This is a genomic window from Corynebacterium sp. HMSC074C03 (assembly GCF_001838285.1).
GTDB classification, from domain to species: Bacteria; Actinomycetota; Actinomycetes; order Mycobacteriales; family Mycobacteriaceae; genus Corynebacterium; species Corynebacterium amycolatum.
In genome coordinates this window covers 26401-38329 of the sequence record NZ_KV836260.1, presented here as the reverse complement: position 1 = coordinate 38329, position 11929 = coordinate 26401, and the positions used below count along the sequence as shown (strand labels likewise).

Annotated in this window: 12 protein-coding genes; 3 read left to right on the top strand and 9 right to left on the bottom strand. The window is 56.8% G+C overall.

Annotated elements, in window-relative coordinates; genetic code table 11:
* Positions 1-46: 46 nt before the first annotated feature.
* Both HMPREF2847_RS10845 and HMPREF2847_RS10840 read right to left on the bottom strand, forming a co-directional pair.
* On the bottom strand, positions 47-1882 hold the full coding sequence (locus HMPREF2847_RS10845; RefSeq protein WP_070852549.1) for a BCCT family transporter: 1836 nt from the start codon (positions 1880-1882) through the stop codon (positions 47-49).
* Positions 1883-2041: 159 nt separating this feature from the next.
* The gene (locus HMPREF2847_RS10840; protein WP_070852468.1) at positions 2042-3127 is read right to left on the bottom strand and encodes a lipoate--protein ligase family protein; all 1086 of its coding nucleotides are present in this window, start codon (positions 3125-3127) and stop codon (positions 2042-2044) included.
* A gap of 32 nt (positions 3128-3159) precedes the next feature.
* On the opposite strand from HMPREF2847_RS10840, the gene HMPREF2847_RS10835 reads away from it, so the two are divergent.
* Positions 3160-3783: a cation efflux transmembrane domain-containing protein gene (locus tag HMPREF2847_RS10835; protein WP_070852548.1), complete on the top strand. Its 624-nt coding sequence runs from the start codon at positions 3160-3162 to the stop codon at positions 3781-3783.
* Positions 3784-3803: 20 nt separating this feature from the next.
* Here the strand turns inward: HMPREF2847_RS10835 and nagB are convergent, their stop codons facing one another.
* The 4 genes from nagB to HMPREF2847_RS10815 all read right to left on the bottom strand — a co-directional run bounded on the left by nagB (position 3804) and on the right by HMPREF2847_RS10815 (position 7878).
* The gene (nagB, locus tag HMPREF2847_RS10830; protein ID WP_048761204.1) at positions 3804-4589 is read right to left on the bottom strand and encodes a glucosamine-6-phosphate deaminase; all 786 of its coding nucleotides are present in this window, start codon (positions 4587-4589) and stop codon (positions 3804-3806) included.
* 99 nt (positions 4590-4688) lie between these two features.
* Positions 4689-5000, bottom strand: coding sequence for a hypothetical protein (locus HMPREF2847_RS10825; protein ID WP_048761199.1), 312 nt, complete (start codon positions 4998-5000; stop codon positions 4689-4691).
* Between the two features lie 220 nt (positions 5001-5220).
* Entirely contained in the window at positions 5221-6009 is a 789-nt protein-coding gene (locus HMPREF2847_RS10820) for a MerR family transcriptional regulator (protein ID WP_070852461.1), read from the bottom strand.
* A 111-nt stretch (positions 6010-6120) separates the two neighbouring features.
* Positions 6121-7878 carry an ABC-ATPase domain-containing protein gene (locus HMPREF2847_RS10815; RefSeq protein WP_070852459.1) on the bottom strand — a complete coding sequence of 586 codons (1758 nt, stop codon included), beginning with the start codon at positions 7876-7878 and terminating at the stop codon, positions 6121-6123.
* Positions 7879-8018: 140 nt separating this feature from the next.
* Between HMPREF2847_RS10815 and HMPREF2847_RS10810 the strand changes: the two genes are divergently transcribed.
* Entirely contained in the window at positions 8019-9317 is a 1299-nt protein-coding gene (locus HMPREF2847_RS10810; protein ID WP_070852457.1) for an MFS transporter, read from the top strand.
* Between the two features lie 38 nt (positions 9318-9355).
* On the opposite strand, the gene HMPREF2847_RS10805 is transcribed toward HMPREF2847_RS10810, so the two are convergent.
* From HMPREF2847_RS10805 to HMPREF2847_RS10800, 3 genes are read right to left on the bottom strand one after another with little or no spacing between them, the layout of a single operon-like run.
* A complete protein-coding gene (locus HMPREF2847_RS10805) occupies positions 9356-9955 on the bottom strand; it encodes an LURP-one-related/scramblase family protein (RefSeq protein ID WP_070852455.1) in 600 nt (199 codons plus the stop codon).
* 29 nt (positions 9956-9984) lie between these two features.
* A complete protein-coding gene (locus HMPREF2847_RS11520) occupies positions 9985-10122 on the bottom strand; it encodes a hypothetical protein (protein WP_246822017.1) in 138 nt (45 codons plus the stop codon).
* 58 nt (positions 10123-10180) lie between these two features.
* A complete protein-coding gene (locus tag HMPREF2847_RS10800) occupies positions 10181-10777 on the bottom strand; it encodes an HD domain-containing protein (RefSeq protein WP_070852453.1) in 597 nt (198 codons plus the stop codon).
* Positions 10778-10834: 57 nt separating this feature from the next.
* On the opposite strand from HMPREF2847_RS10800, the gene HMPREF2847_RS10795 reads away from it, so the two are divergent.
* Positions 10835-11929: a trimeric intracellular cation channel family protein gene (locus tag HMPREF2847_RS10795; protein ID WP_070852451.1), complete on the top strand. Its 1095-nt coding sequence runs from the start codon at positions 10835-10837 to the stop codon at positions 11927-11929.

Below are 11929 nucleotides of genomic sequence, written 5' to 3'. Positions count from 1 at the left end.
GTGGGAAGTTAAGTGGGAAGTTAAAAACGCCTCGCCGGGCAGACAGCTAACTCTTTTTCTCTGTGGTGTCTTCCTCGCCTGTGCCGTCGGACGTGGACACTTCACCGTCAGTCATCTCAGCCATTTCGTTGGTGTGCTGATACCACTCGGTCAGCTGCTCCATGTCGGTTTCTACTCCCGCAACGGAACCGACACCTTGGCCCTCGTCGGCACGCTCGACAGCCAGCTCGAAGTCATTGCCGTACTCTTCCAAGCCACGGATGACGGCGTCGCGGACAGCGGTCTTGGCGAAAGTAGTGCGGATAGCTTGCGGGTCAGTGGTGAGATCTTTAACGAAGGATATGAGCAGCGCGATGATAATCACCACGAAGGGCATGGCCGTCAAGATCGTCAGTGACTGCAGGCCAGACAGGGCATCTTCGCCGCCGGTGAGAAGCATGACCACGGCAATACCCATCATGAGGACGCCGAAGAACACGACCACGAGCTTATTTGGTTCCGGATCGCCCTTGGAAGCCATCGTGCCCATCACCACAGATGCCGAGTCGGCAGAAGTAATGAAGAAGATAGCCAGAATCACAATCACCAGGGCAGAGACCACACCGCTAAACGGCAGCTCGCCAATCAGGTTGTAGAGCACCTGCTGGGCAGAAGCCGAGCCATCGAAGCCGGGGACGTTGTTACGGGCGAAGTCCATAGCGGTGCCGCCGAAGACAGCGAATGCGAGCATCAGCACAAAGGTCGGCACGATGATGGTGACCAAAATGAACTCACGAATCGTGCGGCCACGAGAAATGCGGGCAATGAACATGCCGACAAAGGGTGCCCAAGCAATCCACCAGGCCCAGTAGAATACGGTCCACGCGGCTTGGAAATCCAGTGTTTCTGGACCCCACGACAGCGAACGTGACGACATATCCAGGAAGTTGTCCAGGTACGTCAAAATGCTAGATGGCAGAAGGTTGACCAAAAACAGTGTTGGACCTGTGACGAAGACGAAGAAGATAGCCAAGAAGGTCAGCATGATGTTGGTATTCGACAAAAGCCGAATACCCTTCGACACGCCAGAGACCGCCGAAATAATAAAGCCAACGCTCAGTACAAAAATAATCACCAACAGCACGGCCATTGACGGTGTGAAACCTGAAAGCGTTGAAATGCCCTCGCCAATCTGTAGCGTGGCAATACCCAGCGAAGCGGCAGTACCAAACAGCGTGGCCACAATCGCCAAAATGTCAATGGTGCGACCGATGGGGCCATCAGTACGTTTCAGGATGGGCGCGAAGAGCGAGGAGATCAAGCTGGCGCGACCACGGCGGTAGGTCGAATATGCCAAAGCGCCACCCACCAGCGCATACAGCGCCCACGGTGAAAAACCCCAGTGGAAATCCGCTTGGGCAACTGCTCGGTGCAGCGCTTCTTCAGTGTGGGGCTCAACCGTCAGCGGTGGTGGCGAGTGGTAGAACTCCAGTGGTTCAGAGGGACCGAAGAAAAAGATACCGACACCGATACCGGCGGCGAACATCATTGCCACCCAGGAAAAACGGGAGTATTCCGGTTCTTCGTCGTCCTTGCCCAGCTTGATATTGCCGTAGCGGGACATTGCCACACCCAGCATCACAATGATGCAGACGACCAAAATGACGTTGAACAGCCAGCCGAAATTTTCCAGGCCCCACGACAGAGCCGCCGAAGAAACGGAGGAAACGGTCTCGGGGCTGGTGACACCCCAAATGACAAAGGCGATAATCAGCACCGCGTTGACGCCGAAAACAAGCTTGTCCAGACCGAATTTGTATTTCAGTTCTTCAACACTGAAACCCGGCACCAGACCTGGGTGCATATTCGCAGGATAGAGGCCGATGGCGCGCTTGGCGCGCATACCGCGAGCTTTATCCAGGGTCTCATCTAGAGGGCTTAGATTTTTCTTTTGACGCTGTTTCTTCTCGCCGCCCACGTCGACTCTCCTTCGTTTACCTGATGTATATAGTTAACCCCTTTTTCTGCGGGTGTGTCTTATTCAGGTAAACGGAGCGACATTTTAGGGGACGCGATGAGTCCAGCCCTCCGTGCCGTATTTGGTGTCAATGAGGTGCTGCGCCGCAGCGAAGTCCTCGTCGGAAAGCGATGCTTCGGTGGCGCCGTAGCGGTTGATGAATGTTTGCTTCATCGTGTCAATGACTTCCGCGCGGCTGGCACCGGTCTGGCGACGCAGCGGGTCGACGCGCTTCTTCGCGCTGCGCAGGCCCTTATCGGCAATCTTGGCCTTGCCAATGCGCAGGACTTCCATCATTTTGTCGGCGTCGATGTCGTAGCTCATGGTGACGTGGTGGAGCACTGTCGAGCCACGGCGCTTCTGTGCGGCGCCGCCAATCTTTCCGCCATCGGAAGTGATGTCATTGATAGGGACGTACCACGCATTGACGCCGAGCTGCGCGAGTGCAGCGATAACCCAACGGTCGAGGAATTCGTAGGATTCGACGTAGCTGAGGCCCGCTACCAGCTTCTCTGGGACGTAGAGGGAGTAAGTGACGCAGTTGCCGCCCTCCATGAACATCGCGCCACCGCCGGAGAGACGACGCACCACTTGCACATCGTGCTTCTCTACGCCCTCGGGTTCGAGTTCATTGACATAGGACTGGTAGGAACCAATGACGGTAGCACGATCTTCCCAATCCCAGAACCGCAGGGTTGGGCCGCGTTGGCCGGAATTGACCTGGTCAAGGAGGACCTCGTCGAGGGCAACATTCATCACCGTCGGCAGAGTACCCGGCTGCAAAACCTCCCACTCCAAATCCGTGAAATCAACGGCCTGCGTCAGTGCGCGGCGAACGACCTGGGCAATGACGTGGGTATCAAAGCCATGCAGACGAACCTGGCGGCCAGATTGATCCGCAAAATCCTTCAGTGCCGCATCGAGGCGAGCCTGTAGACGCTCCGTATGGTCTCCCGCAGGTGCGCCGAGGAGTGCGTCATTAATAATGTCGTAGGCTTCATCGGGTTCGAGGAAAAAATCGCCCGAAATGCTTATCGACGAAATAGTGTCACCGGTGGTCTCACAGTCGGCGACAACCAATTTGCCGCCGGGAACCTTCATTTCTGAGTGAAATTTCTGTGCGGGGGTCATGGGTTTCGATGGTACTCGCGCCGGGCGTTACGATGTCCTCCGTGTTTACGTCATCAACTTTGGATCACCGCGCCCGCAAAATTGTCGCGTGGGTAGCAGGCCTGAACCTTCTCGGATTCTTCATTGAATTAATTGTTGCCTCAATTATTGGCTCCGCAGCCCTGTTTGCTGACGCTGCGGACTTCCTTGAAGATTTCCTCATCAACCTGCTGGTTCTCACCGCATTGGGTTGGTCGCTGGCGAGCCGTCGTAAAGCAAGTATCGGCCTTGCCGGGCTAATCCTGATTCCGGCAATCGCGGCGTTCGGCACCGCCATCTGGAAGATGATCAGCGGTGAGCCGCCAGAGCCGCTAACGCTGTCGGTAACGGCAATTATTGCGATGGTCATCAACCTGGTCTGCGCGATTTTGCTAATGAATCTGCGCAAGGCTGACAGTGCTCTCACGCGTGGCGCGTGGTTGGCGGCGCGTAACGACGTCCTGGCGAACCTGCTCATCCTCGCCGCTGGAGTGGTCACCGTCTTCTGGTTTAGCGCATGGCCGGACATCGTTGTTGGGCTTGTCATTGGCGTCATTAACCTGACGGCCGCGAAAGAAGTCTACGAGCAGGCGCGCGCCGAAGACCCCGAGCTAGAGATGGACGATGACGACGACTAGCACTGACTAGTCGTGTGTTCTTACTTCCACATATCCTTCTGCCACTGCGGCTTATGAGCATAAGTGAACTCGTAGTATTCCTTGTTCTTCAGCTCACTGGCTGCGGCCTGATCAATGACAACCGTGGCCCGTGGGTGCAATTGCAATACGGACGCGGGCATAGAAACGCTCAGTGGGCCTTCGATGGAGGCGGCAATAGCGTGCGCCTTTGCGGTGCCGGTGGCCAGTAACAGGAGATGGCCCGCACGTGAAATAGTGCCAAGCCCCTGGGTGACCACGTGGTACGGCACGTCGTCCGCGGAGTCGAAGAACCGGGCGTTATCCAGCACGGTCTGCGGGTGCAGCGTCTTAATGCGGGTCAGAGAACTAAAAGAGCTGGCGGGCTCGTTAAACCCGACATGCCCATTGGTGCCGATGCCGAGCAACTGAATGTCGATGCCACCGGCCTCGATAATCTTGCGTTCGTAGTCCTCGCAGGCTGCGCCGATGTCGTCTGCGAGACCATCGGGAATATGGACACGCGCCGGGTCGACATCCACGTGATCGGAAAACTCATTGTGAATCACGTGGTAGTAGCTCTGCTCATGCTCGATGGGCAGCCCCACATACTCGTCGAGTGCAAAGAAACTGCAGTCCTTGAAAGTGACATCACCAGCCCGATGGCGACGAATCAGTTCCCGATACGTCGCAAGCGGGGTCGATCCTGTCGCTACACCAAGGTTTGCACCCTTATTTGCGTAGTGAGCGAGGTAGTCCGAAGCGATGTTCGCGACTTCGGCCTCAGAATCGACGATGATGATTTCCATGGTGGAACACTCCAGAAAAAGCTAACGCGCGGCAGAAAATGAAAAACGCTCAGGGCAAGGCCGTAGGTGCCGCTGCCCTGAGTGTTTAGTCGTACTGAGTTACTTCACCCAGAAGTTACCGTTCTCATCCTTGTAGATGATGTCGCCGGCGTAAGCAACCTGGGTCTCGTTAACCTGAAGATCAACCAAATCCAGCGTTTCGACGATTGGCTCAATGTAGACACCACCGTTAAACCAAACCTTGAAAGCATCTGCCGAAGTTGAAGAACCGGAGAAACGGTGTGCCTCATACTTGTGCACCGGAGCAAAGGGGCAGCTGATCGCCTGTGCGATAGCAGGAGAGGCAGCAACAGCGCCAAACACAGTAGCGGCGCCGATGGTGATAGCGGCGAGAGAGCGAGAGAACTTCATAGTTAATTCCTTCCCGAGTCGGGGATATGACGGAGTCATGAGGGAAACAGAACCATAAAAATGGGCATCATAGCTATGACAGTGTGACAGCTAATCTATTTCAATTATCCGTCAATCCCACGGCAAATGTAAATCGGTAACCCATTGGTTCATATATTTCGGGGTTATGAAAGCGCCAGACGCCACCTAGCGCCACCTGCCAGTTACCGCTACACGCCACCTACCGCCACTCGGCAGTAGCCGGGTCAATACCTTCCTTACGGGCCTGAGCTTCGATCAATTCCAGCAAATAGCCAGCATTGCCACGGTAATACCGGTCAAACCGGGAATCAGCGATATACATGCGAGCCAGCAGAATCTGCTTCTCTCGACCAGCCTCGTAGAAGCGGGTAATAGAGGCCAAGTGACGGTCAACTAACTTAGTCGCTTCAGTGGAACCTGGCTCCACGTGGCGCTCGGCGGCGTCGGCAAGCGCATCGGCAAAATCCTTAGCCTCCGCCTCAAGAGCAGCCCAGTCGTTATCGTTCATTTTTTCCTGGGCCTGCTGGGACTGCTCCCACTCGGTAGTGTCGCCCCAGCGTTCCTCAGCTTCGGCTTCTAGATTCTGCCAATCGCGGCCCAAGAGCTTTGCCTTCGTCTTTGCTTCCATCGTGTGTCCTTCCTCGATCAGTTTGTCCAGAGACTGCACCATGTGGTGCAGGTCAGCGATTTTCTCTGTGAGAACAGTTCGCTGTGCGAGCAACCGATCTTTCCGACCTCTCGGGGAGGAATCGCCGTGAATGAACTCCTCGATAGTCTTCAACGGCACACCAGCGGCGCGATAGACCAGGATCTCCAGCGCGGTGTCGATGTCCTCATCGGTGTAGAGGCGGTAATCGGACCACGTGCGGTACTGCGGGCTGAGCAGCCCGATGGCATCCCAGTGTCGCAGCGTGCGCGTGGTAACGCCCAACAGTTCAGCTGCCTCGCCGATGGTGTACTCGTTGTCGTTGTTGCTCACGGGAATCATCTTTCTGTTTGACGCCGCGTCAAGGTCAATACCTAACGCCGGAATCAGATGAGGAAGTTTGCTGCGGCAGCCGCAGGAATGTCGTTCCCGCGATTGCCAACCTTCGGGCTCCTACCGCAAGAGCCGAAGCCTGTTGATTGCCGCCGCAACCTCCTGGAAACGAGGCTCCGCGAGATGACCTGAATTATTGAACTCAGCTGTCGCATCGAAGAGCGAATGACAAAAGTTGTCGTACTCGTGCTGGATAAGCTCGGTGAGGTCAGTACTCCCATCGAGCTGTTTTACAACGGCGCCCAGAATCCTGGCAATGGCTTCTGTTTGGGAGGAATCCATCAATTGGCTGACAGCGCGCAAGTCAAGATTGTCCTTGCCTACCTGAATCAGCTCGAGTCCACGAGCACGCGGTGGCTTAGGCGGTTTCGCACCGCGGCCACGACCATCACGCCCGCCGCCACGTCCGCCGCGGTGACCGCCACGTCCGCGACCACCACGGCTCTCACCGGCAGGGAAGTCCGCCTGCAATAAACGCTCACCAATTTGCGCAAAAGCTGGCGAAGGTGCAGCCGGAGTGGCAGATTCGCGGAGCTCACGGGCGCGCTCGGTGACGTCGTAAGGCGTGTACGCATCCATAGCAATCACGGTGTCCGCGACATCGATGAAAGCACCAGAACCACCAGCGACGATGACCGTGGAGATGCCGTGGTCTTCCCAGAGTTCGCGGACCCGTGCGACCAGTGGTGTGATGGGCTCCCGGTCATCGGGGATGAGGCGGCGCATGCGCTCATCGCGAATCATGAAGTTGGTCGCGGAAGTGTCCTCGTCGATGAGCAGCACTCGCGCACCGGAACTCAGCGCCTCCATCAGACCCGCAGCTTGGGACGTCGACCCCGACGCGTTCGCCGTGGAAAACCGGGTCGTGTCATCACCGGAGGGAAGACCGTTGATGAACGGTGAGATATCCACACCAGTGATGGCCCGACCATCCTCGGCACGCAGCGCAACCGCAGTCTCGTCGGCGACCACAAACTCGCGGCCATCGCCAGCGACATGGTTATATACGCCCGTGACCAGGGAGGACAGTAGCGTGGACTTGCCGTGGTAGCCGCCACCGACAATCAACGTCACGCCCCGCGGAATGCCCATGCCGTGCACCGTTTTCCCCGATGGCAGCTGAAAACTGTGCTGCAACGATTCCGGCGAGGTAAACGCAGTCGCGCCGGGCTTCGGCAACTGGCTATTGCCCGCTTGACGAGGCAACACCGCACCGTCTGCCACAAACCCAATCAGGTCCGCGTCCTCCACTGCACGGCGCAAAAACAGCTGGTCATACTCCAATTCCGCTGCTGCCTCGAGCGCATCGATGGGTGCGTTCACGATGGCGTCGTCAAGCGCGTCCAACAAATCCTCACAGATTAAGCGCGCCGCCTCACGCCCGAGAATGCGTCGGCCGCGGGCGGGCAGTTGGATTTCTACGCTGATCTGGAGGGCATCGTCATGCTTATCGACGTCGTGCGCATCCCCACGGAGCTCAGCGACAGCTGCTCGGCGCAATACCTGCTGACCTGGGGAATCGATAAACAGACCGCGGCCATATTTCTTCAAAGCTCGCACTAGGCGACGGTTCAACAAATCGAGCTCCGCCGTGCTGAACCTGCCCGGTTGTGACCGGGATGCGCCGCGATAGTCCAGCACTGACAGCGGAATGTGTACACGGGCCCGTGATGCCGGGGCGTAGGGGTCGGATTGGACCTTGTCGATAAAAAGCGTCGCGTCCAGATCAGGCAGTTCGTGGGAGCCACGCAGAGATTTGTATGCACCGTAGCTCTTGCCATCGAGGTTGGAGAGACGTCGATAAAGGTCAGCGGGCATGTTGCTACTTTCGTTGAGGGAATTCGGTGTTCTTCCCGCGAGTGTAGCGACTGAGCGCCGGATGAGAATTGCCGTCGGGCGACACAGCGGGTCTGCTGAGTGCGGTAGCGCCGGTGCCAAGGGCAGGTAGCGTGAGAGGTATGACGGATAGTCCCGAAGCTGCCAAACCCGCTGAGTCTAAGTCTGCAAATGCCAAGCGCTACGTCTGGGCAAATGGTTTGCAGAATATCGGCGACCAAATCGTCGCGGCAAAGACGCTGTTGCCATGGCTGCTGCATTCGACTGGCGCGCCGGGCTTCTTCATCGCCATGCTTGTGCCGGTGCGCGAGTCCGGTTCGATGCTGCCGCAGGCAGCGCTCACACCCTGGGTAAAGTCTCGCCCGCGCCGCACAACCGTCTGGATTGCTGGCGCCTTGGGGCAAGCCATCGCAGCAGCGCTTATTGGTCTGGCGGCCTTGTTCCTAGAAGGTACCGCGCTCGGCGTTGCTGTCATCATTGCGCTTGCAGGCTTTGCGACGGCACGAGCTCTGTGCTCGATGGCCTCGAAGGATGTTCAGGGACGCACGATTCCCAAGGGACAACGCGGACAGATCAGTGGCCGTGCTGCGATGTTGGGCGGCGTTGCCGCAATTATCGTTGGTGCGGTGTTGTGGATTATCCGCGACAACGTCACCAAACCAATCGTGGCGGGGCTCATCTTTGTTGCGGCACTGTCGTGGGTGATTGCAGTTTTGATTTTCCGCGGGATTGTCGAGCCCACCAATGAAGGTGGCAAGGAAGAGCCGAATAAAACTTGGTGGCAGGACACCTGGCGGCTCTTTAAAGAGGATAAGAACTTCCGAGACTTTGTGATTGTCCGAAGCCTCTTGCTGGTCACAGCGTTGTCTACGTCGTTCATTGTGACCTTAAGTGCGCAGGTAGGTGCTGATTTGGAAGCCTCTGACAACAGCAGCGGGGGAGTAAGCGCCAACGTCGGTATTTTTATGCTCGCCGCAGGCTTCGCCTCTTTGGTTGGTGGAAAAGTCGCCGGAATCTGGTCGGATAAGTCCTCGAAGAAGGTGTTGACTTATTCTTCGCTGGTCGGCTCGATTGTTCTTTTCCTGCTAGTCGCCAGTGCGCACTGGCTTTCCACCAGTGCCAATGCCTGGATTTTCCCACTCGGTTTCTTCGCAATGTCCGTCGTCCACGCAGGTGTTCGTGTGGCTCGTTCGACCTATGTTGTTGACATGGCAGAAGGCGACAAGCGCACCGAGTACGTCGGAGCGGCCAACACCATTATGGGTGTTGTCCTGCTCATCGTCGGTGCGCTATCGGGCGTTATCGCCAGCTTCGGTCCCGCGGCGGCCTTAATCTTCCTGGCGCTGATGGGACTGGTCGGTGTCGCTATGTCGAGCAGGCTGAAGGAAGTCTCGGCTCCGCGCAGGGCAACTCTGCAATAAGGCGGTTGTGTAGCAAGGCGGTTCTTTAGCTAGAAGCACTAGCTCACACTAACCGCTACAGCCTCATCGTTCTTGCGCCTGACAATGTCAATAACCAGCGCAGTACCAATCACCGCAGCCCGCGTTTCCTCGTTCAAGTTCGGCTCCAAGTGCAGAGCGTACGTGTCCTTGCCGGTAATAGCGCCTTTGAGACCACGGTACTTCCGGTCAATCTTCGCAATCGGGCGTCCCTTGCTGGTCAGTGCGTAATTTTTACCGCGGAAGCCGCCGTCAACATCGACGTCGGAAAGCCCTTTGACGGACAAAGTTAGCCGTGATTTTAGGCTGAATCGTTTGGTCTTGGCTGTGGCGATCTTAGCGCCGTTGGGTGTGAGAACCTTGTATGTGTCGCCGAAAACGTTCGCGGGGTCGGTGATGGTGAGGAGCTTGTCGCCCTCTTTGCCATCCTCGTCCACATCGAAGATGTCGTACTTGACACCGATGCCCAACATGCGGCGACCCAGTGATCCCGCTTGGGCAATTTGGGCAATCTGGGTGCCGTTGTCATCGAAAATGGAGTATTCACTGCGCATAACGTTGCGTGTTTCTTGAACTAGCAGTGTGTCGGTCGTAAGCAGTCGAGGCTTCTGTGTGTTCACGAATTAGCTCCAAACTCGATGACAGTTATTTAGAACTCTACGACCATCTTGCCGGTATTGCCTCCGCTAAACAGTTCGAGGAATGCAGCTGGCATGTTCTCGATACCGTGGCGAGTGGTGACATCGTAGGCGACCTTATCGCTGACGACCAGCGGAGCCAATGACACGGGATGCGCCCATCTGCTTGGCAAACTGACCAGCTTAAAGCGATTGGAAAATCGCAGGTTAAGTCTCCTGTACCCAGGAATCGAGTCGCTCAATAAGAACGTCAAGATCCTCCAGCAAGGGCATGTCGGGCAGTCGTTCGGCGACTACGTTGCGGACACTCGTGTACCACCACAATTGCTGGCTCGGAGTTGACCGAAAGCGTTGCCACAAGGCGTGGCCATCGCGGTCCAAATCCTCCAGAGTCTGGCTGAGATTGTGGAACTTATCCGCAGCGGCCACGATGACGGACTCCGCGCTGCCACGAGAAAGTTGCTCCAGGTAGGCATCGGCGCGTTCCTGCCAGGAGCGGAGGGAAGAGTCCTTGGTGACGCCATCGACGATCTCAACCACGCGAGGTCCGAACTCGTCTTTCATCTCGGCACGTGAGTAGTTTTCCGGCACGTCTTCCAAAATGTCGTGGAAGAGGGCTGCCAACAGCACGTCTTCGTCGTTAGTCACGCTCGCCGCAATCAGCATTACCGCCATCGGATGGCTGATATAGGGAACGCCAGAGCCCTTTCGGTAGTGCCCATCGTGCGCGCGGGAAGCAGTTGCGATGCCGCGCATGAGCCTGGCGCTGGGGCGTTCCGAAACAAAGGCGTCAGCGTTTTCCATGGGTATCCCGACCTTTCGTTGATGCTTGAAAAATAGCAGCGTCTAAGCTTGAACATCATGAACGTCGCAGAAGTAGATCCGCTCATCGAGTCGATGTACCAGTGGTCCGATGTTAGCGGTGTCCTGCTCATGGGCATTATTGGTGGCACCATCGCCCGGCAACGAGGCTACGACATCATCGGGTTCTTCTTTATTGCGCTGTTCTCCGCACTGGGTGGCGGCATGATTCGCGATGTTCTGATTAACCAGGGCACCGTCGCCGCAATGAGTCAGCCGGAGTACCTAATCCTGGCGTTTACCGGGGCGCTCATCGCGCGGTTTTTCTATTTCAAAGGAAAGACCTGGGAATACGTTCAGGTCCACGGTGACGCTGTAGTTTCGGGTCTTTGGGCCGCTACGGGAACGGTTAAAGGTGTCACGTATGGCTTGCCCATTCTTCCGTGCATCATGATGGGTGTCTTCACCGCCACCGGCGGCTCCATGATTCGTGACATTGTTACCGGACGGGTACCCGCTGTCTTCGGCGGCAATCAGCCCACGGTCATCCCGGCCGTAGCTTGCGCCGTCATTGTCATCGGAGGCCATCATTTGGGATTTATGGCCGTGTCTATGGTCATTGGCCCTATCGTCAGTATTCTGCTTTCGCTGCTGGGGTACTGGGGTAATTGGAGAGTGTCGGCACGCTCTGAGTGGGCACCATTGAACGACACCGCGTCGCAGATTGCGGTCCTCGCGCGTCGCGCAGAGGGCAAGAGCCGTGAGGTCGGTCGACGTTTCGAGCCCGCACGCCTGCGTAGCTGGCGGCACCGTCAGATGGAAAAGGCGCTGCAACGTCGCATTCAGGCTGAGGTTGATAGGGGAGTGTCGCGTTCCGACGCCGAGGCCAACGCGGAGGAATTCCTGGAGGAGTTCAATGCGGACTTCCCAGCGGATCTGGAAGTTCCGTCGGCACAACAGGAGACAGAGCAAGACGAAAGCGATGAATCCAATTTCGGTGTGGACCTATCCGGCGATTCCTATGACGATTACGGGGAAGATACTGCGCTGCGGCAGCGGGAATACCGGGAGATGTTGGATCAAATTCTTGCTGACGATGAGGCGACCGATTTGCTCGTCGCAAAGCTAATGAAGAAATACGACCAGCGGGATTAG

Coding starts and splice junctions, on each gene's coding strand:
- HMPREF2847_RS10845 (WP_070852549.1), bottom strand. CDS start 1,882: ATGCGCGCCAAGCGCGCCATCGGCCTCTATCCTGCGAATATGCACCCA.
- HMPREF2847_RS10840 (WP_070852468.1), bottom strand. CDS start 3,127: ATGACCCCCGCACAGAAATTTCACTCAGAAATGAAGGTTCCCGGCGGC.
- HMPREF2847_RS10835 (WP_070852548.1), top strand. CDS start 3,160: ATGTCCTCCGTGTTTACGTCATCAACTTTGGATCACCGCGCCCGCAAA.
- nagB (WP_048761204.1), bottom strand. CDS start 4,589: ATGGAAATCATCATCGTCGATTCTGAGGCCGAAGTCGCGAACATCGCT.
- HMPREF2847_RS10825 (WP_048761199.1), bottom strand. CDS start 5,000: ATGAAGTTCTCTCGCTCTCTCGCCGCTATCACCATCGGCGCCGCTACT.
- HMPREF2847_RS10820 (WP_070852461.1), bottom strand. CDS start 6,009: ATGATTCCCGTGAGCAACAACGACAACGAGTACACCATCGGCGAGGCA.
- HMPREF2847_RS10815 (WP_070852459.1), bottom strand. CDS start 7,878: ATGCCCGCTGACCTTTATCGACGTCTCTCCAACCTCGATGGCAAGAGC.
- HMPREF2847_RS10810 (WP_070852457.1), top strand. CDS start 8,019: ATGACGGATAGTCCCGAAGCTGCCAAACCCGCTGAGTCTAAGTCTGCA.
- HMPREF2847_RS10800 (WP_070852453.1), bottom strand. CDS start 10,777: ATGGAAAACGCTGACGCCTTTGTTTCGGAACGCCCCAGCGCCAGGCTC.
- HMPREF2847_RS10795 (WP_070852451.1), top strand. CDS start 10,835: ATGAACGTCGCAGAAGTAGATCCGCTCATCGAGTCGATGTACCAGTGG.